Consider the following 17,983-nt stretch of genomic DNA (forward strand, 5'->3'; position numbering starts at 1 on the left):
TGATGAAAACAGCAAAACGTGCCCTGCAACTGAGCGCCATCGTGCTGGCGCTGGGCGTCGCCTCGGCGCAGGCCGCCGACCGCATCGCCTTTATTCCAAAGCTGGTGGGGGTGGGCTTTTTCACCAGCGGCGGCAACGGCGCGATGGAAGCGGGCAAAGCGCTTGGCGTGCCGGTGACCTACGACGGGCCGACGGAGCCGAGCGTTTCCGGCCAGGTGCAGCTTATCAACAACTTCGTCAACCAGGGCTATAACGCGATTATCGTCTCCGCCGTGTCGCCGGACGGTCTCTGCCCGGCGCTTAAGCGCGCCATGCAGCGCGGCGTGAAAGTGCTGACCTGGGATTCCGACACCAAACCGGAGTGCCGCAGCATTTACATTAACCAGGGCACGCCAGCCCAGCTTGGCGGCATGCTGGTGGAGATGGCGCAGCAGCAGGTCACGAAACCGGATGCCAAAGTGGCGTTCTTTTACTCAAGCCCCACGGTGACCGACCAGAACCAGTGGGTAAAAGAGGCAAAAGCGAAAATCGCCAAAGACCATCCGCAGTGGCAAATCGTCACGACCCAGTTTGGCTATAACGACGCGACGAAATCGCTGCAAACCGCCGAGGGCATCCTGAAAGCCTACCCGGATCTCGACGCTATTATCGCGCCCGACGCCAACGCGCTGCCCGCCGCCGCCCAGGCTGCCGAAAACCTCAAGCGCACCAACGTCGCCATTGTCGGCTTCAGCACGCCGAACGTGATGCGCCCCTACGTGGAGCGCGGCACGGTAAAAGCCTTTGGCCTGTGGGACGTGGTGGAGCAGGGGAAAATCGCCGTCAACGTGGCGGATACGCTGCTGAAAAAAGGCGACCTGAACGTGGGCGACAGCATCGAGGTGAAAGAGATCGGCACGCTGAAAGTGGAGCCGAACAAGGTACAGGGCTACCAGTATGAGGCGAAAGGCAACGGCATTGTATTGCTGCCGGAGCGCGTGGTTTTCACCAAAGAGAACATCAGCAAATACGATTTCTGAGGAGGGAGCATGGCGGATTTAGACGATATCAAAGACGGTAAAGATTTTGGCCTCGGGCAGCCGCAACAGAACACGCCTTATACGTTAAAAGGCTGCGGCGCGCTCGACTGGGGCATGCAGTCGCGCCTTTCGCGTATCTTTAATCCGAAAAGCGGACGCACCGTGATGCTCGCCTTCGATCACGGCTACTTTCAGGGGCCGACGACCGGACTTGAGCGCATCGATCTCTCTATTGCGCCGCTGTTTGAGGAGACCGACGTGCTGATGTGTACGCGCGGCATTTTGCGAAGCCAGGTGCCGCCCGCCGCTAACCGGCCCGTGGTGCTGCGCGCCTCCGGCGGCAACTCGATATTAAGCGAGCTGTCCCGCGAGAGCGTGGCGGTGGCGATGGAAGATGCGCTGCGCCTGAACGTCTGCGCGGTGGCGGCGCAGGTTTATATCGGTTCTGAGTATGAACATCAGTCCATCAACAACATTATCAAACTGGTGGACGAGGGGACGCGCTACGGCATGCCGACGCTCGCCGTGACTGGCGTTGGCAAAGAGATGACCCGCGACGCCCGCTATTTCTCGCTGGCGAGCCGCATCGCCGCCGAGATGGGGGCGCAGTTTGTGAAAACCTACTTTGTGGAAGAGGGGTTTGAGAAGGTGACGGCGAGCTGCCCGGTGCCGATTGTGATAGCAGGCGGTAAAAAGCTGCCGGAGCACGAGGCGCTGGAGATGTGCTGGCGGGCGATTGACCAGGGTGCGTCAGGTGTGGATATGGGGCGCAATATTTTTCAGTCCGAAGCGCCGCTCGCCATGCTGAAGGCGGTGAAAAAAGTGGTGCATGAGAACCTGAGCGCCCGTGAGGCGTACCAGTTCTGGCAGGAGGAGAAAGCGCAGGGGGGCAGGGCATGAACGTAACGCTGGTGGAAATCAACATCAAGCCCGAGCGGGTGGATGAGTTTCTCGACGCCTTTCGCGCCAACCATGAAGGGGCGCTGAAAGAGCCGGGCAACTTACGGTTTGACGTGCTACAGGACCCGGACACGCCAACGCGGTTTTTTATTTATGAAGCTTATAAAGACGACGCGGCGGTGCTGGCGCATAAAGAGACGCCGCACTATCTGGCCTGCGTGGAAAAGCTGGAGGAGCTGATGTCTCAGCCGCGTAAAAAGCGCAGTTTTATCGGGCTGTTGCCGGAAGTGAAATAGGGAAAAGCGCTGCGCCGCCTTCGCGCCAGCCCTCTGCCTGCGGGAGAAGGCCGGGGAGAGCAAGCATTGCGCTCAAAGAGAGCCAGCCTGTTCCCTCTCCCCGGTGGGGAAAGGGGCAGGGTGAGGGGCATGCGGGTTAAGCATTGGGCGGCAGGTCATGACAACTCGCGTAGTCAGACAACGTTCAGCGCCGCCGGTTATTTCTGCGCTGCTTTTTGCGCCTGCTCCATCTCTTTTAACTTCTGCGCCGCCAGCTGCTGGTTCTGGCGCAGGTTTTCACTCGCCGCCACCAGAAATTCCGGGTGGTTCGCCAGATAAACCGATATCGCTTCGCCCAGCTTCTCCGGGTTGGCGGTGAAATAGTCCTCGGCGATTTTGCCGATTTGCGCTTGCTGATCCGCGCTAAAGGCGGCGGTGTCTGCCGCCTGGCTTAACACAGGCGCTGCCATTGCCGCCAGCAGAACCAGATTAGTGAAAGTGTGTTTCCTGAAGATCATGATGCGTACTCATTTAAGAAGAGAAGGGGTTGTTACAACCGGCATTACCCGGCCGTAATCATTGATGGATTGCCAGAAGAGCGGGCAACGTGCGTTACCTTTACACCAGTCCGTTTGCCGCGTGCTGAACGGGGCGACAACGCCCGGGTTATCAATGGTTTTGCCGTTAACCCGAAGCTGGAATAGCGTGACGTAATAAGGGGTTTTGTTTTCCACCCTTAACCCGCCAGCCGTCTGCTGCCAGACCAGCGCTTTATACGCCTGCTCCGGGTCGCCCGGCAGGCCGGAGGGGCGGTAAAACAGCTTGAGGCTTGAGCGCACCGCCATCTGTACGCTGTCTGCCTGGGTTTTTCCGGAAGGAATGGCCGCGATGCTTAAGGTAAAGAGCGATTCCCGGTCATTCGGCAGGTTATCGCCGGTCTGCACCAGCCGAAGGCTGTTTTCCCTTTCGCCGTGTAGCGCGAATAAAGGCGGCGTAACCGCAAAGGGAATATCGCGGGAAATGGCGTTTTCATTACCCGGCCAGCTATTTCCCGCTGAAATTTTCGAACTGATTAACCAGGTTTCCGGCGAGCGGTTTTTTACCGTCACGCTAAGGCTTTTTTTGTTTTCGGCGAAAATAAAGCGGGTGCCGCCAATAACGACACCAGCCTGTGCAACGCAAGAAAATATCAGCAGTAAAAAAACGAGGTTACGCATAAGTCAGAATAAACGTGGCCGACGCATTCGCTGTGCCTGCGACGATAGCGTCGCCGTTGGCGATATAGCGGGCATAAAAATTGAGCGTGGCTGAGGCCTGGTCTGGCGTCAGTGGAAATTTTACGCTCTCATCGCCCAGCGGAATTATGCTTTTATCCTGGTTATAAATCGCAATGCCCACCCCGGCGGCGGAAGCCGTGTCTGAAGTAATCGCCAGCAGGTCCGCATTTTTACTGTCTGGCGTGCCGTCAAAATGTACCGAGACGGTCTGGGCTGCTGCTGCGCAATTTTCCAGCTTAATAACAAAGGGTCTGTAATCAGAGCCATCGCCAACGTTATTAAATTGTTTGCTGGCCACGCTTCCCAGATCAACGGTAAAGTTTTTTGAATCCGGCGAGACGGCGCAGGTTGTTTCATTAATTTTACCGCTGACGTAAACCGTGCCGTCGTGAGCCTGTGCGGAGCAAATAAGTATTAGCCCCGACAGAAGTGCAGCGCACGCGCTTGTGATGAAACGTTTCATTGCCGCCTCTTACTGATAGGTCAGGTCGAAATACATTACGGCGGTGGCGTTGCCGGCCGTTACCGCAGATTTGGTGGATTTATAGCGTAAATAAAAATCCAGCGTGTTATCTCCGGCCTGTACGGGGTTAACGGTGGCATCGGTGTTATTAATGCTTACCGGCTGCTGATCTTTATTAAGGATCTGCACGCCGATGCCTGTCGCCATGGTATTTCCCGTGCCGGTATCTGAAAGCGCTAATAGCGTTGGGTCGTCACTGTCGCCCGTGCCGCTAAACCAGACTTTTGAGCCCGTCGCGCCGTTTCCGCAATCCTTTAGTTTTATCTGGAATTTGGTGGCGGCAGTGGTGGCGCCCACTGTAGAGAAATCCCGTGGCGTAAATTCTCCCAGGTTAACGGTTTGCTCGGCGCTTGCCGCATCCACATTGCAGGTCGGCGGCAATATGGTGCCGGTAAATTTCAGATTGTCTTCTGCGTTTACCGCCTGGCTGGCGGCCAGCAGCCCCGCCAGGCAAAACAACGTCATTTTATTAATAGCCATAGTGATCCCCTCTGCTTATGCGAAATCAACCCGCAAGGTGGCCAGGGCGCTAAATACGCCTTCCGCCGGGGCGTTACCGGTGGTGCTGACGGGGTACGCTTTCAGCGTCACGCTGGCATTACCTGATACATCCGTATTAAAAGGAATAATGCTGTTCGCATCGTTCGGTATAATCACGGCGCCTTCGGAACTGGTGACCACAACGCCAACGTCGGTATTGCTGCTGGCGATAGCCTGGTTATTCTGCGCAGACGGCGTCGCCTGTAGGCTTAATGTAAGGTTCACCGAGGCGCCGATATTGGTGCACTGAATCGGCACGTTAAACGTTTTATCGGTAAAGCCATTTGGCTTTTGCCCGGCCGTTTTGAAATCTGTACTCAGTAAATTGCCGAAATCTACCGTTACCACCTGGCCTGCGTTAATTACGCAGTTTTGGGGCACCACGACATTGCCTGTTATATTAATAACGCTCATCGGTTGCGGGCCTGGCGCTTCACCACTGACGGTATTTCCATACAAAGCAACAACGGTTTTAGAAAATGAAACGTTGCCGACAAAAGGTTTTCCAATATAAAGAGATAAACGTCCCATTGACCCAGAAGTATAGGGGTTAGAATCACCACAACCCCAGTTATCATACCAGTATTCATTCGAAACAGATGTAAAAGGTACATTAACGTATTTTTGCAAATAACCCTGTATCCATATTTTTGTTGCGACTTCAATATTATCATTCACTTTATAATACTGTTGAGCTCCGTCAAAATGCCCTAAAGGCAGATCTGTCTTTGCAGTGAAATATGTTGCGCCGAATGCTGTTCCAGCAGGACAGTCGCAAATCGCATAGTAATACTCTCCCAGATTCCAGGTAAAAGCATCGGGATAGCTCTGGCCGGCTTTATTTTCGTCGGGGCTGGTTATCGTTTTGGTACCAAAGTTATAATTATATATGTAGGGTGAGCCCATCGTGTTATGACAAGGCGCCGCCCAGCTTAATGAGCACCATAGCGATATCACTATTAGCGTAAATAATCTAACCATCTTAATTACATCCTACTTCCTGGCGTACCAGGGCTTGTTTGGTTTCAGCAATGGTGTAACGCGCCACGCACTGTTTATCTGCCGAGGCGCCCCACTTCACGTTTAAGATGCCCTCGCGCGCCAGGCCCGCCAGATAGGCTTCGCCGTTGTCGCCCACGATGGTGTCGCCGCCGCTGTCGCTGCGGGAAACCACGGCGCCAAAGGGAATCGGGTTGCCGTTATGCAGAATGCGCAGCAGCGCGCGCTCGCCCACGCGAGCTTTAAACTCCGCCCGCACCAGCGCCCCTTTTGTCGGCACCACGTTGGTCACCGCGTCGTCGATGTCCAGGTTATCCGCCAGCGAGTTGGTATCCAGCGCCATGCGGTTCTGCCGGTAGGTGGTGGCGAACGGCACGACCGCGTAGCCGCGCCAGTCGGTGCGAATACCGGGTTCCCCTTCTACCTTCACATCGTCCGCGCCGGGGGCGGCTATCAGTACGTTGGTGTCGCCCAGCGGCTGGCTCAGGGTGACGCCGTTCGGGTGAACCACCACGCCGCCGCTCAGGCCGTAGTTAACCTGCTGGTAGTCGCCGTTGTCGCTGTAGTTGTAGCCGACGTTGGCGTTGCCATAAGCGCCGTTGTATTGCATGCCCGCGGTGCCGCTGGTGCCAACGCCGTGGTTCTGATAACCCTGCTGGACGTTGTAGCTGAGGTTGTTGCCTTCCAGCAGCGTGCCGTTCAGACCGGCGGTTTGCGCCGTTTTGCCATGCTTATCGGTGTTGATGTTATAGGTGGCGTAAGTGCTGTTATAGCTGCGCGTCACGTCGCCGCCAGGGTGCAGCCACTGGCTGATCGGCAGTGAAATATTCAGCGCATAAATCTGGTCGCCTTCCGGCGCGCCCACGCCTTTGTTGTAGTTGTAAGAAAGGCTGTAGGTGATGCCTTTCACCGTGCCGCTATAGCCCACCTGCAACAGGGAATCTTTTTCATCAGTGTGCCAGTAGCTTTGCTGGCTGCCGGTCACAAACAGCGAGCCGAAGTCGTTCAACTGTTGTGAAACGCTCAGCTGGATTTTGCCGCGCTTGCTGTAATAAAGGTTGTAGTAATTCGCCCAGTCCGGCAGGTTGTCTTTCTTGCTGTCTGCCGGGTCGATGGTGTAACCGCGCATGTGCTTATAGGCGGTGTCATCCAGCGTATAGAAGCCCGACGTTGAATAGCGGTAGCCCAACAGCTGGAAGTTAGTGCCGAAATCGTTAAGCGATTTTGCATACAGGAAGCGTATCGACTGACCATCGTGCTTCGATTCATCCGCCAGCGTACTGCGCGCCTGGGTCACGTCCATGGAAATGGCGCCGAAGTTGCCCATGTTCAGGCCCGAGCCCAGCGCAAAAGCCGCGTAGTTGTTAGAGAACTGCGTGCCGCCGTAAATCGTAAAGCCGCGCGGCAGACCCCAGATAATCGTTCCCTGGCCGAATTTAACATCGTCCTGCTGGCTGCTGCTGCCATGGTACTCGGCAGCGGTAAGCGCATATTTAATACGGCCTTCGCGCTGCAACACGGGCACGGCGGAATAAGGCACCGAGTAGCTGGTTACGCTGCCGTCGGTCTCTTTCACCTCTACGGTCAAGTCGCCGCTGGAAGAGGTGGGGAAGAGGTCGTCGATGGCGAAGGCGCCAGGCGTGACGTAGCTCTGATAGATGACGTAGCCGTTCTGCTTGATGGTGACCTGCGCATTGCTTTTAGCGATGCCGCGAACGGTAGGCGCAAAGCCCCTCAGGCTGTCCGGCAGCATATTGTCATCGGAGGCAAGCTGTACGCCGCGGAACGGCACGCTGTCGAAGACATCCGACGTGGTATAGCTTTCACCCACGATCAGCGCGCTTTTCAGCGGCACGATAGCGCGTTCAACATAGGTGCTGATGTGCTCCCAGTCGCTCTTGTTTTGCTGGTTCGAACTGTTGTAGTTCCAGGATGACGCATCATGCAGGCGCCAAGAACCCAGGTTAAGCCCGGTATTCAGCCCAAGGAAATAGCTGTTGCTCGACGAGCCGCCATCGCTGCGGTCGCGGTTGTTTGAACCGGTGAACTGGTAGTTCAACAGCATGGCGTTAATGCCTTCATCCCACTGCTCGGGTGGAATATAGCCGCGGGCGCGGTTTTGCATCGCCGCCTGCGGGATGCTGATCTCCAGATGCTGTTTTTCAAAATCAAAAGTGGTGGACGCTGAAGGGATCGCTTTCGCGATATCCACGCAGCTCTCTTGCGGCGCTTTGGCGAGCGCCGGAAACGCCTGAATGTTAACGCCCATGGCGCTCAGCGCTTTCGGCGTTAGGCAGGCGACCAACCCGGTACCATCATTTTTACCCGCCGCGTTCGCTTTCGGCGCTTTTCCTTCCGCGCGCGCGTTGAAGACCACGTCGCGGCTTGACAGAAACACGCCGTTAAGCCAGACCTCAACGCGATAAGTGCCGGGCGCCTGGCCGTTGCCTTCAAAGCGCGACAGGTCAGCTACCGCGGCGGGGTCGTTGGCGAGAAATGCCGGGTTAAAATAGTTATCAGCGTATCCCTTGTGAGGAACCACCATGCCGATTAGCGCCAACGCTAAGGGTGAGAGGGAGAACGTTTTTAGTTGCTTTTGGTTAGTCCACTTCATGCGTTCGCACCAATAATTTGCTCTCAACCCGCGCAGGCTTGAGTCGGGGTATTAGCCCCATAATCGTTCAGCGTCTGGAAAGAGACTTTCCCGCTCTTTCCGCCAGGAATATCCACCGTCAGGCTGCCTTTCGGCGCGACCATGGAATTTGGCAGCTTTGTGCCGCCGGAATAGAACTGCACCAGCGTGACGTAATAAGGCGAGGGGTTGGTTAACATCACTTGATTATTCGCAACCTGGCAGCGCAGCGTTTTCGGCGATTCAATCGATGGCGTAGGTAAATTTTTAGGGCGCACAAATAATTTAATCACGCTCTGCGTGGCGATTTGTAAATTGCTGCCTGCCAGTTTTGATTTATCTACTGAAGGGATCGCTTTGCTGTTTAAATAAAAAACGCTTTCTCTGTCGGTGGGTAAATCTGCGCCGACATACATAATTCGCAGGATATTTTCTTTTTTCGGGTGCATGACAAAAAGCGGCGGAGTAATAATAAAGTCCGCTGATTTAGTGCCCGCAGCATTACTCACCCAGGACTGGATCAAAAAGGTAGTATTATCCGATGAGTTAGTCAGCGGTAATGAAACCTGTTTATCGCCCTGGGGATAAATAACGCGAGTCGCTCCTAGCGCAACGCCGCCGGCATGAGCGCAGGTGGCAGAAGCCAGAACGATAAACCCTGCTGCCATTAACTGGATTTGTTTAAGACGGATATTTTTCATTACTGCTTACTCATATATTACTGATAAAAAAGGTTGAACCATACCTGGGCGCTGGCATTGCCTGCCTTCACGGTTCGACTGGTCGACCGGTAACGGGCGGTGTAATGCAGCACGGTTTCCCCTTCCTGAATGGGGGCGTACCTTGCCGGCGCGGTATTAGGGATAATTAACTGGCCCGTGGCATCGGTAATGCCAATGCCAATGCCTTCGGCTGCCCCGGCGCCGTTACCGGTGCGGAACACCAGCAGGTCTTTGCCGTCGGTTTCACCAGAGAACATCACGCCAACGTTCTGGCTGACGTTGGTGGAGCAATCCTCCAGCTTGATGCGAAAGGGGTGAGGATCTGTCCACTCCCCAAGATCGGTGAAGCTGTTGCTTCGTACTTGTCCCATCAGGACTGTTTGATCCTGGCTATCCACCGCAACGGCGCACGCTGCATTAACCACTTCACCGAAAAAACGGACATCGCCATCACGAAATCCGCCGTAATCGGTTATGGCCTGTACGGGAAGCGAGAGAAGAAAACCAGATAAAATCAACGTGCTGCAAAGGTCGGGACGCTTTTTCTGCCGCATGACGCCTCCACTGCGAAAGGAGAAAAAACGGCTCCGTAAAAAACCGGAGCCGTGCAGCGCTCGCTGAGTTATATCAGGAATAAACCATGTTAAAGGTAGCGACAGCAGCAACGTTACCCGGTGTTGCGGCGGCGTCGGTCGCGATGTAATCCACGCTCAGCGGGATTACGTTCGAACCATCAACAAGCGTAACTTTGGAAGAGGTGTCGCCAATTGCCAGTTTGTTGCCGTCCGGTCCGTAGAGTTGCAGCGCAACGTGGCTGGCGGCGCCAGCACCGGCGGTGTTAGCGAGGGTACCGGCAACGTTAGCATCTTCCTGGCCGTTGAAAATTACCGCGGCGGCAGTGGCAACGGTAGTGTCACAGTCTTCCAGTTTGATGTTAAACGCTTCTTTCTGGTTAGCCGCAGAGCCCGCAGTAGCCAGACGGACAGTGCGCACCTGGCCCAGGGTCACGGTCTGGTCAACAGAATCGGCGGATACCGCGCATGCGGCGTTAACTACTTCACCTTTAAAATTAATGGTGCCGCCGTTAACCGTCACATCTGCCTGTGCAGCAGACATTACGCCGCCTGCCAACAGAGCCGTTACTACCATTGCTAAAACGTGCTTATTCATTTTCAATCTCCGTATAATATCTTGATAAAACTTCCATTAATTAGAAGATAAAAATCACGTCAATATTTATGGCGCAGACTTTTATTTTCCAGTGACTTAAAGCGGGCGGGTTGAATCGCGCTTTAAAAAATTAAATTTTAATTAAACGCAGGGGGGCGATTAACATTTAATTTTGCAGAGGCGAACAATTCATGCTCCTACTAAAGTGAGGTTATTTTCTCCAGGGGTTAAATTTTTTGCAATTTTATATTTAGTCTACAAATGGACAGGAGTAAAACAATAAAAGGAAAAGTGGTCTAATTATGGACTGGAATTAAGTTTGTTCTAATTTTGTGTATTGGTTGTTACTGAATGTTGCCTGGGGTGAAAGCAGCGTTATACGCAGCATTTATCTTATTCAGCGTTTGTTTTCAGGCGGTTATAATAACAGCTAATAACCACGGCGCTGTTCCGGAAATAGATTAAGTAATTAATTAAAAAAGTAATGTTCACGAGGGAATAATACGGTAGCTAAAAAAGCTTGCCTGTTGCGCTAATAAAACAGCCCCTCTCCTGGCGGAGAGGGGCAAAGATTACGCTTCTTCTACCGGCACGTTCAGCGCCGCGAGCGCAGTACGCGCCGCCTTAAGCACCTGCTCGCACTGCTCGATGGTCAGCGTGAGCGGCGGTTCAATGCGAATGGTTTTCGCGTTGTTTAAGGTGCCCGCTACCAGCACGCGCTGGCGGAACATTTCGCTGGCGAAGGTATAGCCTGTCTCGTTGTCACTAAACTCAATCGCCATCAGCATTCCCTGACCGCGCGCCTCCACGATCAGCGCCGGGAACTCCAGCGCCAGCTGGCGGAAACCGTCGAGCAGCATGTTGCCTTTTTGCTCCGCCTGTTGCGGCAGGTTCTCTTCCAGCAGTACATGAATGGTGGCGAGCGCCGCGGCGCAGGCCAGCGGGTTGCCGCCAAAGGTGGTGGTATGCAGGAAAGGGTTGTCGAAGAGAACGGAGAACACCTCTTCGGTGGCGACCGTTGCGCCAATCGGCATAACGCCGCCGCCGAGCGCTTTGGCAAGGCAGAGGATATCGGGCTGCACATTCTCATGTTCACAAGCGAACATCTTACCGGTGCGGCCCATGCCGGTTTGTACTTCATCAAGGATTAACAGCGCGCCGAATTCGTCGCAAAGCTGGCGTACCGCGGGCAAATAACCCGCAGGCGGCAGAATAACGCCGCCTTCGCCCTGGATTGGCTCGAGGATCACGCCTGCGATATCGTCTCCGGTCTTACGGCATTCCGTAAAGAGCTCGCGCATAGCGGCAATATTGCCATACGGCACATGGCGGAAGCCGGGCAGCAGCGGCATAAACGGCTTGCGGAACGCCGCTTTGGCTGTGGCGGAAAGGGCGCCGAGGGACTTGCCATGGAACGCGCCGCTGGCCGCCACGAACGTAAACTTACCGCGCGGGGCCTGGTAGGCTTTAGCAAGCTTCAGCGCTGCTTCTACCGATTCGGTGCCGCTGTTGCAGAAAAAGCTATACTTCAGTTTACCGGGCGTCAGCGTGGCGAGCGTTTTCGCCAGCATTGCACGTAAAGGATCAAGCAGTTCCTGGCTGTGCAGGGGTTGTTTAGCGAGTTGAGCTTGTACGGCGGAAACCACTGTTGGATTACGGTGCCCCACGTTAAAGATGCCGAATCCACCCAGGCAATCGAGGAACTCCTGTCCCTGGGTGTCGACAAGCGTATTTAACCCTCCCGCTTGCCACTCTACGGCTCCGTAATCCCCGCCGGCGGTTACAGATTTGCGATATTCTAAGAATCCTGGATTGACGTGCTGCTGAAAGTAATCATGAACCTCGCGGTTGAGTGTTTTCATCTCCTCATGCGACAGCGTTTGCTTTTCGATGAGATTCAGTGCGTGCGCGGTACAGGCAAGAGCCGAAGCGCTGTTAGGTAACCTGTTCAAAATATGCTCCTGGCGATCGCGTATCACATGATACCGATTTAAGTATTGCAGTCTTTACGCCACATCAGGGCCGTTAACAAAAATCGGGATAAACGCAAGGTAACCTCGCGATCGCGCGAAACTTAATCGCTTTGCGCAGAAAGGAACAAACTTTAATGCTGCGCGCCCGCTAACGACGCGGCAGGTAATAACGCAGCGGGTGCGCGATAACGGCGCGTTTTGCGCCAGCATGGTGCGTTACCCTGCGGCGCGGCAATTTACATTCATATATTGAATATAAACGTGCTTTTTTCAGTTTTGATAAATTTAATTATTCGCAAAATTAAAGTTTATATTTTATCCCGCCCGGCCGTTAATTGCGTTATTATCGCTGCCTCTCTTTTTTATTAATCCATAAAGCCAACGTAACGCTAACGTTGGCTTACGTTATTACGCTATGAATATTGCCGATCTGGATCTCGCGTTAATTGAATTAAGCGCCGCGCAAAAAGCGCATTTTGCATGGCTGAGCAAACTGCTGGAGCTAAGCCTGCTGGGCGGCGAGCCGGATGCGGATATCATTCATCCCCGCGCCCATCATCTGTGCCACTTCAGCCGCTGGCTGCGCAACCACCAGAACCAGCACGCCCAGCACAGCGGCTATATCAACGACATCGAAACCGCGCATAAAACCATGCACGATAACGCCCGGGAACTGATGTACGCAATCAGCCTCAGGTCGGTTAACGCGCCTGTGCTGCGCCATTTTTACCAGAGCCAGCAGGCGTTTATTGGCTGCATTGATAAATATCGTGAATGCTTACTGCTGTTCCGCAATATGCACGATACCCTGACCGGCCTGCCGTTGCGCCATTTGCTCTATCAGGATTTTGATTTTATTCGCGCCCGCTGTGAACGAAGCCAACAGGCGCTGTGGCTATTAATCATGGATATCGATCGTTTTAAATCCATTAATGACACCTGGGGACACAATGCCGGCGACGATGTATTACGCAGCGTGGCGGCGACATTAAAAAAGTGCGCCCGCAAAAATGAGCGTATTTACCGTTTTGGCGGCGAAGAATTTATTATGCTGCTGGAAGTGGCGGGAGAAAATGAAGCGCAGCAGGCGGGTTCCCGTATTTGTCATTATCTGGCGCGCCACCCGGCGGGTATTAAAGAGGATATTATCACCGTCACCGTGACCGGCGGATTAACGCGGGTCGGTGGTAATGAGACGTTGCATCAGGCCATCGGGCGCGCCGATAAAGCGATGTATTTTGGCAAAAATAATGGACGCAACCAGTGCGTGATGATCCACCAGAACGGCGATATACAGCAGCTAAAGTAAACGTAACCCGGCGCAATTAACGTAATAATTACGCAAGTAAATAGTGTCGACGCGGAACAATCGGCTAAATCCGCAGAAAAAATGCGGCTGATAGCACAAATTACGCGCTTTGCCGGACTTTATCGTTAAAGTAAATTCACGCAGCGCCGAAATAACAAGGCAGAAAAAATATTAACAATTGGATAACCTGCCTAAGGAAGCTGCTATGTCTTCACAGCCCCCCGTCACCCAGCGCGAGCTGACGCTGGATGACAATACCACCCTCATGTCTACCACCGATCTGCAAAGCTACATTACCCACGCCAACGATACTTTTGTGCAGGTGAGCGGCTACACGCTGCGAGAACTGACCGGCAGCCCCCATAACCTGGTGCGTCATCCTGATATGCCTAAAGCGGCGTTCGCCGACATGTGGTACACGCTGAAGCAGGGCGAACCCTGGACCGGCATCGTAAAAAATCGCTGTAAAAATGGCGACCACTACTGGGTGCGGGCAAATGCCATTCCGGTTGTGCGCAACGGTAAAACCACCGGCTATATGTCGATACGCACCAAAGCCACTGCCGAGGAGATTGAAGCCGTCACGCCGCTTTATAAGGCATTACGCGAAGGCAAAGCGAACCGTCGGCTCTATAAAGGGTTGGTGCTGCGTAAAGGGTGGCTCGGCACGCTGCCGACGCTGCCGCTGCGCTGGCGCGTGCGCGGCGTGATGAGCGCCATTTTTCTCGTCTGGTTCGCCGCCATGCTGCTTACCGGGCAGAGCGGCGGTTCGCTGCTGGTTTCCGCTATCGTTAGCGCCGTGCTGATGGCGCTGGGCTGCGCCGCGTTTGAATGGCAGATAGTCCGCCCGGTAAGCAACGTGGCGCGGCAGGCGCTGAGCGTGGCGACCGGCGAGCGCCAGAGCATTGATCAGCTCAACCGCGCCGATGAGATTGGCGTAACGCTGCGCGCCGTAGGTCAGCTTGGCCTGATGTGCCGCTGGTTGATTAACGACGTGTCAAGCCAGGTGGTCAACGTGCGCAGCGGCAGCGAAACGCTGGCCCGCGGCAATGACGATTTAAATGAGCGTACCCGCCAGACGGTGGTGAACGTGCAGCAGACCGTCGCCACCATGAACCAGATGGCGGCTTCGGTACAGAGCAACTCCGAAACAGCGGTCGCCGCGAATAAGCTTTCCAGCGCGGCGAGCGAAGCAGCCATGCACGGCGGGCAGGCGATGGAAACGGTGGTGAATACCATGGATGAGATTGCCGACAGCACCCAGCGTATCGGCTCCATCACCTCACTGATTAACGACATCGCTTTCCAGACCAACATTCTGGCGCTTAACGCGGCAGTGGAAGCCGCCAGAGCCGGCGAGCAGGGCAAAGGCTTTGCTGTAGTGGCAGGCGAAGTGCGCCATCTGGCGAGCCGCAGCGCTAACGCGGCGAATGATATTCGCAAGCTGATAGAAGCAAGCTCCAGCAAGGTGGAGTCCGGCGCGGTTCAGGTGCATGCGGCTGGCCGCACGATGCAGGATATTGTCAACCAGGTACAAAACGTGACGCAGCTTATCAGCCAGATAAGCCAGGCGACGTCGGAACAGGCTGGCGGCCTGGCCGATCTTACCCGCGCCGTCACGGAGCTGGATGCCATTACCCAGAAAAACGCAGGCCTGGTGGAGGAGAGCGCTCAGGTCTCTGCGATGGTGAAACACCGCGCCGCCCGTCTGGAAGACGCGGTCACCGTTTTGCATTAACCCTTTCGGGCGGCGCGCCGCCGCCCTTATTTTCCTTTTGTGCTTTTTTCTTCTTCACCACGGTTTTAAATAACCGCCCGCCATATTGTGAATTTATTATTTTAAAGTTGTTAATAAATCTTTAAATAAAAAAGCCCGCTTTACTCAACAGGCGCGTCAGCCCTGGCCCGGTAAATAATATACCTTATTTAAGTATGGCTAATTATTATTTGAGAAACCTTAAAATCATTATGGAAATAAATAAACTGGTCGATCAATAGCCAAAAATCAATAGATTCCAGCTATCAAAGCGAAGCGGTAAGCAAGAAAAAAACGATCAAAAACGTAAAGCCGGGCGGAATGTTACCGATAAACCTTCTGTCGCTCCCCTGTTCGGTGAATTGCCGCTTATCTGACCGCATTGTCTTGCGCGGCATTCCCGTTCCGTCAGCTTAATTAACCCGCTTAACGGAGAAAATATGTCTTTCCGCGATGTAAAAATAAGCACTAAATTAATTCTTGCCTTCGCTTTCTTAATTATTCTGCTGATTGTGAGCGCTTCTCTTTCACTGCTGAGCCTCAGTCAGGCGAATAACAATATTCAGGGCATTGTGAATAAGGATTATCCCGCCACGGTAAAAGCTAACCAGCTAATAGAAACCTTTCAGACTTTTGTCAGCACGCAACAGCTGATGCTGCTGGATGAAAATCGCCGTTGGGCGCAGGATTCGGAAAAGCAGCTTAACGCATTGAGCGCCCGCATTACCGCACTGCTTGCCGAGCTGCAAAAGAGCCTGCCGGATGAAGAGTCGCAGCGCGCCCTGGCGCAAATCCGCGAGATTCGCCAGCAGTACATTGACTCCCGTATGCGCATTCTCACTGCGGTGCAAAACAATAACCGCGACGCGGCGCTGGAGGAGATGATGTCCACCACGCTTGCCTTACAGCTCAGCTACAAAGAGAAAGTGCAGTCGCTGATAGCTATCCAGAACCACCAGATGGTTGAAGCGGGCGGGCATGTGGCGAAAAGTTACAGTAACAACCGCGCTATGCTGATTGGCCTTGCGCTGCTCTCTATCGTGCTCGGCACGGCTATCGCGGCGCTGATTATTCGCGCCATTACCGCGCCGCTCGGCGAGGCGGTGCGTTTTGCCGAAGCGATTGCCGAAGGGGATTTAACCCGCAGCGTAGAGACGCAGCGCCGCGATGAAACCGGCCTGCTGCTAAACGCGCTGATGGAGATGAAATCGCGGCTACAGGCGATTGTCGAAGAGGTGCAAAACGGCGCGGAAACCATTTCGTCCGCCGCTTCGCAGATTGTCGCCGGCAACCAGGATTTGGCCGCGCGCACTGAAGAACAGGCAAGCTCGGTAGAAGAGACGGCGGCGTCGATGGAGCAGATGACTTCCACCATCAAAAATACCTACGACAACACCAGTGTTGCGACAAAGCTCTCAACCGAGGCGGCCAGCACGGTGAAAAACAATGGTCAGATGATGCGCCAGGTGACGGATAAAATGCGCCTGATTAACGAGACCTCAAACCGGATGTCGGAAATCATTAATCTTATCGACGCCATCGCTTTCCAGACCAACATCCTCGCGCTTAATGCCGCCGTAGAAGCCGCGCGGGCAGGAGAACACGGGCGCGGCTTTGCCGTAGTGGCAGGCGAAGTGCGCCAGCTGGCGCAAAAAAGCGCCTCTTCGGCGAGCGAAATCCGTACGCTGATTGAGAACTCCACCAGCCAGACACGAGAAGGCATGGGGCTGGTTGAGCAGGCGAGCGGGCTGCTAAACGGCATGGTGACAAACGTGGAGGAGATGAACCATATCCTGCATGAAATCGCCCAGGCGAGCCGCGAGCAGAGCGACGGCATTACCCAAATCAATACCGCCATCGGCATGATTGACACCACCACGCAGCAAAACTCCAGCCTGGTGGAAGAGTCGGTCGCCGCCGCCGCGTCGCTAAACGACCAGGCGCATCAGTTAAAAGCGCTGGTGAAGGTGTTCCGTCTGCGCGCCGCCTGACCGGGGCGCTCTGAAGGCGCGGCCACATAAGCGTGGCCGCGTTGATGGCGCGCCAGTCAACCTGCGCCGTACTAATCCGGCCGACAGAATGCGCTTTGATGGCGCGCGCCGCGACTGCGCCCTGGCAACCCGCGGGGCATTATCGCTACGGGTTACTGCCCGGTGACGCCAGCAGCGCGTTAATCGGGCGCTTAACGTATAACAGCACGTTGATGCAGGGCTTCTTCAGGAAGCCCTTAATCGAGTTGTGAAATTTCCAGCGCGGTTTTGTCGAGCAGGCCAACAATCTTTTTCAGCGTGGCGGGTTCAATGGGCGCCTGGTTTACTTTCAAATCCAGCACCGCTTTCAGGTTTTCCAGCGCCCGTTTCATCTCCGGGTTCTTACGCAGTTCGTGGCCAATTATGCGGGCTTTTACGCGCGCATGGATATGCTCAAGGTGATCGCTGTTCTCTGCAAGCCAGGCTCGGCCTGTTTCTGTGATCACAATTTTTTTGCGCCCGCCTTCCTCTTCACTCAGTGAAATAAGCTGCTGATCCTGCAAAAAATCCAGCGTCGGGTAGATGACGCCGGGGCTGGGGGTATAGTTGCCGCCCGTTAACGCTTCTATCTCTTTAATTAATTCATAACCGTGGCTGGCGCCGCGGGTCAAAATATCCAGCATGACCAGGCGCAGCTCGCCGTGACCAAAGAAGCGCGGGCGGCGAGAGTGGCTCTCTTCATGCCCTCCATGCCCGTGGCGGCCACGGCGCAGGCCGTGCGCGTCGTTATGATGAGCGTGATAGTGATGAAAGTGTCGCATGTCTGTTTCTCATATAATTTAGATATATCTATTTATATCGAATAGTAAGGCTTTTGCAAATTTCACAAAGGTTAAAAGTATTAATATCCTACTACTT

The 17,983-nt window shown here is 54.4% G+C and carries 17 protein-coding genes; 6 read left to right on the forward strand and 11 right to left on the reverse strand.

Translation table 11 applies throughout. The features are described from left to right. Window positions 1-2: 2 nt before the first annotated feature. From lsrB to lsrG, 3 genes are read left to right on the forward strand one after another with little or no spacing between them, the layout of a single operon-like run. Window positions 3-1,019: an autoinducer 2 ABC transporter substrate-binding protein LsrB gene (lsrB, locus tag DW56_RS00790; protein WP_029697423.1), complete on the forward strand. Its 1,017-nt coding sequence runs from the start codon at window positions 3-5 to the stop codon at window positions 1,017-1,019. 9 nt (window positions 1,020-1,028) lie between these two features. Next, entirely contained in the window at window positions 1,029-1,919 is an 891-nt protein-coding gene (gene lsrF, locus DW56_RS00795; protein WP_024554132.1) for a 3-hydroxy-5-phosphonooxypentane-2,4-dione thiolase, read from the forward strand. Continuing rightward, window positions 1,916-2,215: a (4S)-4-hydroxy-5-phosphonooxypentane-2,3-dione isomerase gene (lsrG, locus tag DW56_RS00800; protein WP_024554133.1), complete on the forward strand. Its 300-nt coding sequence runs from the start codon at window positions 1,916-1,918 to the stop codon at window positions 2,213-2,215. The genes lsrF and lsrG overlap by 4 nt, the downstream gene beginning before the upstream one ends. Window positions 2,216-2,412: 197 nt before the next feature. Here lsrG and DW56_RS00805 read toward each other — a convergent pair whose 3' ends face one another. From DW56_RS00805 to ygjG, 10 genes are all read right to left on the reverse strand, one after another. Next, a complete protein-coding gene (locus DW56_RS00805) occupies window positions 2,413-2,712 on the reverse strand; it encodes a hypothetical protein (RefSeq protein ID WP_024554134.1) in 300 nt (99 codons plus the stop codon). 9 nt (window positions 2,713-2,721) lie between these two features. After that, entirely contained in the window at window positions 2,722-3,411 is a 690-nt protein-coding gene (locus DW56_RS00810; RefSeq protein ID WP_024554135.1) for a fimbria/pilus periplasmic chaperone, read from the reverse strand. Next, entirely contained in the window at window positions 3,404-3,934 is a 531-nt protein-coding gene (locus DW56_RS00815) for a fimbrial protein (protein WP_024554136.1), read from the reverse strand. The genes DW56_RS00810 and DW56_RS00815 overlap by 8 nt, the downstream gene beginning before the upstream one ends. 9 nt (window positions 3,935-3,943) lie before the next feature. Then, the gene (locus tag DW56_RS00820) at window positions 3,944-4,474 is read right to left on the reverse strand and encodes a fimbrial protein (protein WP_024554137.1); all 531 of its coding nucleotides are present in this window, start codon (window positions 4,472-4,474) and stop codon (window positions 3,944-3,946) included. A gap of 15 nt (window positions 4,475-4,489) precedes the next feature. Next, window positions 4,490-5,515 (reverse strand): fimbrial protein, encoded by a 1,026-nt coding sequence (locus tag DW56_RS21120; protein ID WP_029697426.1) that lies wholly within the window; start codon window positions 5,513-5,515, stop codon window positions 4,490-4,492. Window position 5,516: 1 nt separating this feature from the next. Further along, entirely contained in the window at window positions 5,517-8,147 is a 2,631-nt protein-coding gene (locus DW56_RS00835; protein ID WP_051179247.1) for a fimbrial biogenesis usher protein, read from the reverse strand. A gap of 23 nt (window positions 8,148-8,170) precedes the next feature. After that, entirely contained in the window at window positions 8,171-8,833 is a 663-nt protein-coding gene (locus tag DW56_RS00840) for a fimbria/pilus periplasmic chaperone (protein ID WP_234409224.1), read from the reverse strand. A gap of 50 nt (window positions 8,834-8,883) precedes the next feature. After that, window positions 8,884-9,441: a fimbrial protein gene (locus tag DW56_RS00845; RefSeq protein WP_024554142.1), complete on the reverse strand. Its 558-nt coding sequence runs from the start codon at window positions 9,439-9,441 to the stop codon at window positions 8,884-8,886. Window positions 9,442-9,514: 73 nt separating this feature from the next. After that, complete coding sequence (locus DW56_RS00850) at window positions 9,515-10,057, reverse strand: fimbrial protein BcfA (RefSeq protein WP_024554143.1); 543 nt, start codon at window positions 10,055-10,057, stop codon at window positions 9,515-9,517. Window positions 10,058-10,629: 572 nt separating this feature from the next. Next, window positions 10,630-12,009, reverse strand: a complete 1,380-nt coding sequence (ygjG, locus tag DW56_RS00855) for a putrescine aminotransferase (RefSeq protein ID WP_024554144.1) — start codon at window positions 12,007-12,009, stop codon at window positions 10,630-10,632. Between the two features lie 436 nt (window positions 12,010-12,445). Here ygjG and DW56_RS00860 point away from each other — a divergent pair, with 436 nt between their 5' ends. From DW56_RS00860 to DW56_RS00870, 3 genes are all read left to right on the forward strand, one after another. Next, complete coding sequence (locus DW56_RS00860) at window positions 12,446-13,339, forward strand: diguanylate cyclase (protein WP_024554145.1); 894 nt, start codon at window positions 12,446-12,448, stop codon at window positions 13,337-13,339. Window positions 13,340-13,544: 205 nt separating this feature from the next. Continuing rightward, entirely contained in the window at window positions 13,545-15,077 is a 1,533-nt protein-coding gene (locus DW56_RS00865) for a methyl-accepting chemotaxis protein (protein WP_029589709.1), read from the forward strand. A 458-nt stretch (window positions 15,078-15,535) separates the two neighbouring features. Continuing rightward, window positions 15,536-17,086, forward strand: coding sequence for a methyl-accepting chemotaxis protein (locus tag DW56_RS00870; RefSeq protein WP_024554541.1), 1,551 nt, complete (start codon window positions 15,536-15,538; stop codon window positions 17,084-17,086). Between the two features lie 236 nt (window positions 17,087-17,322). Here the strand turns inward: DW56_RS00870 and DW56_RS00875 are convergent, their stop codons facing one another. Beyond that, a complete protein-coding gene (locus DW56_RS00875; RefSeq protein WP_024554540.1) occupies window positions 17,323-17,886 on the reverse strand; it encodes a PadR family transcriptional regulator in 564 nt (187 codons plus the stop codon). Window positions 17,887-17,983 lie beyond the last annotated feature (97 nt).

This window comes from Franconibacter helveticus LMG 23732 (genome assembly GCF_000463115.2).
In the GTDB taxonomy this organism is placed as follows: domain Bacteria; phylum Pseudomonadota; class Gammaproteobacteria; order Enterobacterales; family Enterobacteriaceae; genus Franconibacter; species Franconibacter helveticus.

Bases quoted from the DNA above. Each gene is read 5' to 3' on its own strand.
- DW56_RS00870 (WP_024554541.1), top strand. From the start codon at position 15,536: ATGTCTTTCCGCGATGTAAAAATAAGCACTAAATTAATTCTTGCCTTC.
- DW56_RS00805 (WP_024554134.1), bottom strand. From the start codon at position 2,712: ATGATCTTCAGGAAACACACTTTCACTAATCTGGTTCTGCTGGCGGCA.
- DW56_RS21120 (WP_029697426.1), bottom strand. From the start codon at position 5,515: ATGGTTAGATTATTTACGCTAATAGTGATATCGCTATGGTGCTCATTA.
- DW56_RS00820 (WP_024554137.1), bottom strand. From the start codon at position 4,474: ATGGCTATTAATAAAATGACGTTGTTTTGCCTGGCGGGGCTGCTGGCC.
- DW56_RS00875 (WP_024554540.1), bottom strand. From the start codon at position 17,886: ATGCGACACTTTCATCACTATCACGCTCATCATAACGACGCGCACGGC.
- DW56_RS00840 (WP_234409224.1), bottom strand. From the start codon at position 8,833: ATGGCAGCAGGGTTTATCGTTCTGGCTTCTGCCACCTGCGCTCATGCC.
- DW56_RS00810 (WP_024554135.1), bottom strand. From the start codon at position 3,411: ATGCGTAACCTCGTTTTTTTACTGCTGATATTTTCTTGCGTTGCACAG.
- lsrF (WP_024554132.1), top strand. From the start codon at position 1,029: ATGGCGGATTTAGACGATATCAAAGACGGTAAAGATTTTGGCCTCGGG.
- DW56_RS00845 (WP_024554142.1), bottom strand. From the start codon at position 9,441: ATGCGGCAGAAAAAGCGTCCCGACCTTTGCAGCACGTTGATTTTATCT.
- DW56_RS00865 (WP_029589709.1), top strand. From the start codon at position 13,545: ATGTCTTCACAGCCCCCCGTCACCCAGCGCGAGCTGACGCTGGATGAC.
- DW56_RS00850 (WP_024554143.1), bottom strand. From the start codon at position 10,057: ATGAATAAGCACGTTTTAGCAATGGTAGTAACGGCTCTGTTGGCAGGC.
- DW56_RS00835 (WP_051179247.1), bottom strand. From the start codon at position 8,147: ATGAAGTGGACTAACCAAAAGCAACTAAAAACGTTCTCCCTCTCACCC.
- lsrG (WP_024554133.1), top strand. From the start codon at position 1,916: ATGAACGTAACGCTGGTGGAAATCAACATCAAGCCCGAGCGGGTGGAT.
- DW56_RS00815 (WP_024554136.1), bottom strand. From the start codon at position 3,934: ATGAAACGTTTCATCACAAGCGCGTGCGCTGCACTTCTGTCGGGGCTA.
- DW56_RS00860 (WP_024554145.1), top strand. From the start codon at position 12,446: ATGAATATTGCCGATCTGGATCTCGCGTTAATTGAATTAAGCGCCGCG.
- lsrB (WP_029697423.1), top strand. From the start codon at position 3: ATGAAAACAGCAAAACGTGCCCTGCAACTGAGCGCCATCGTGCTGGCG.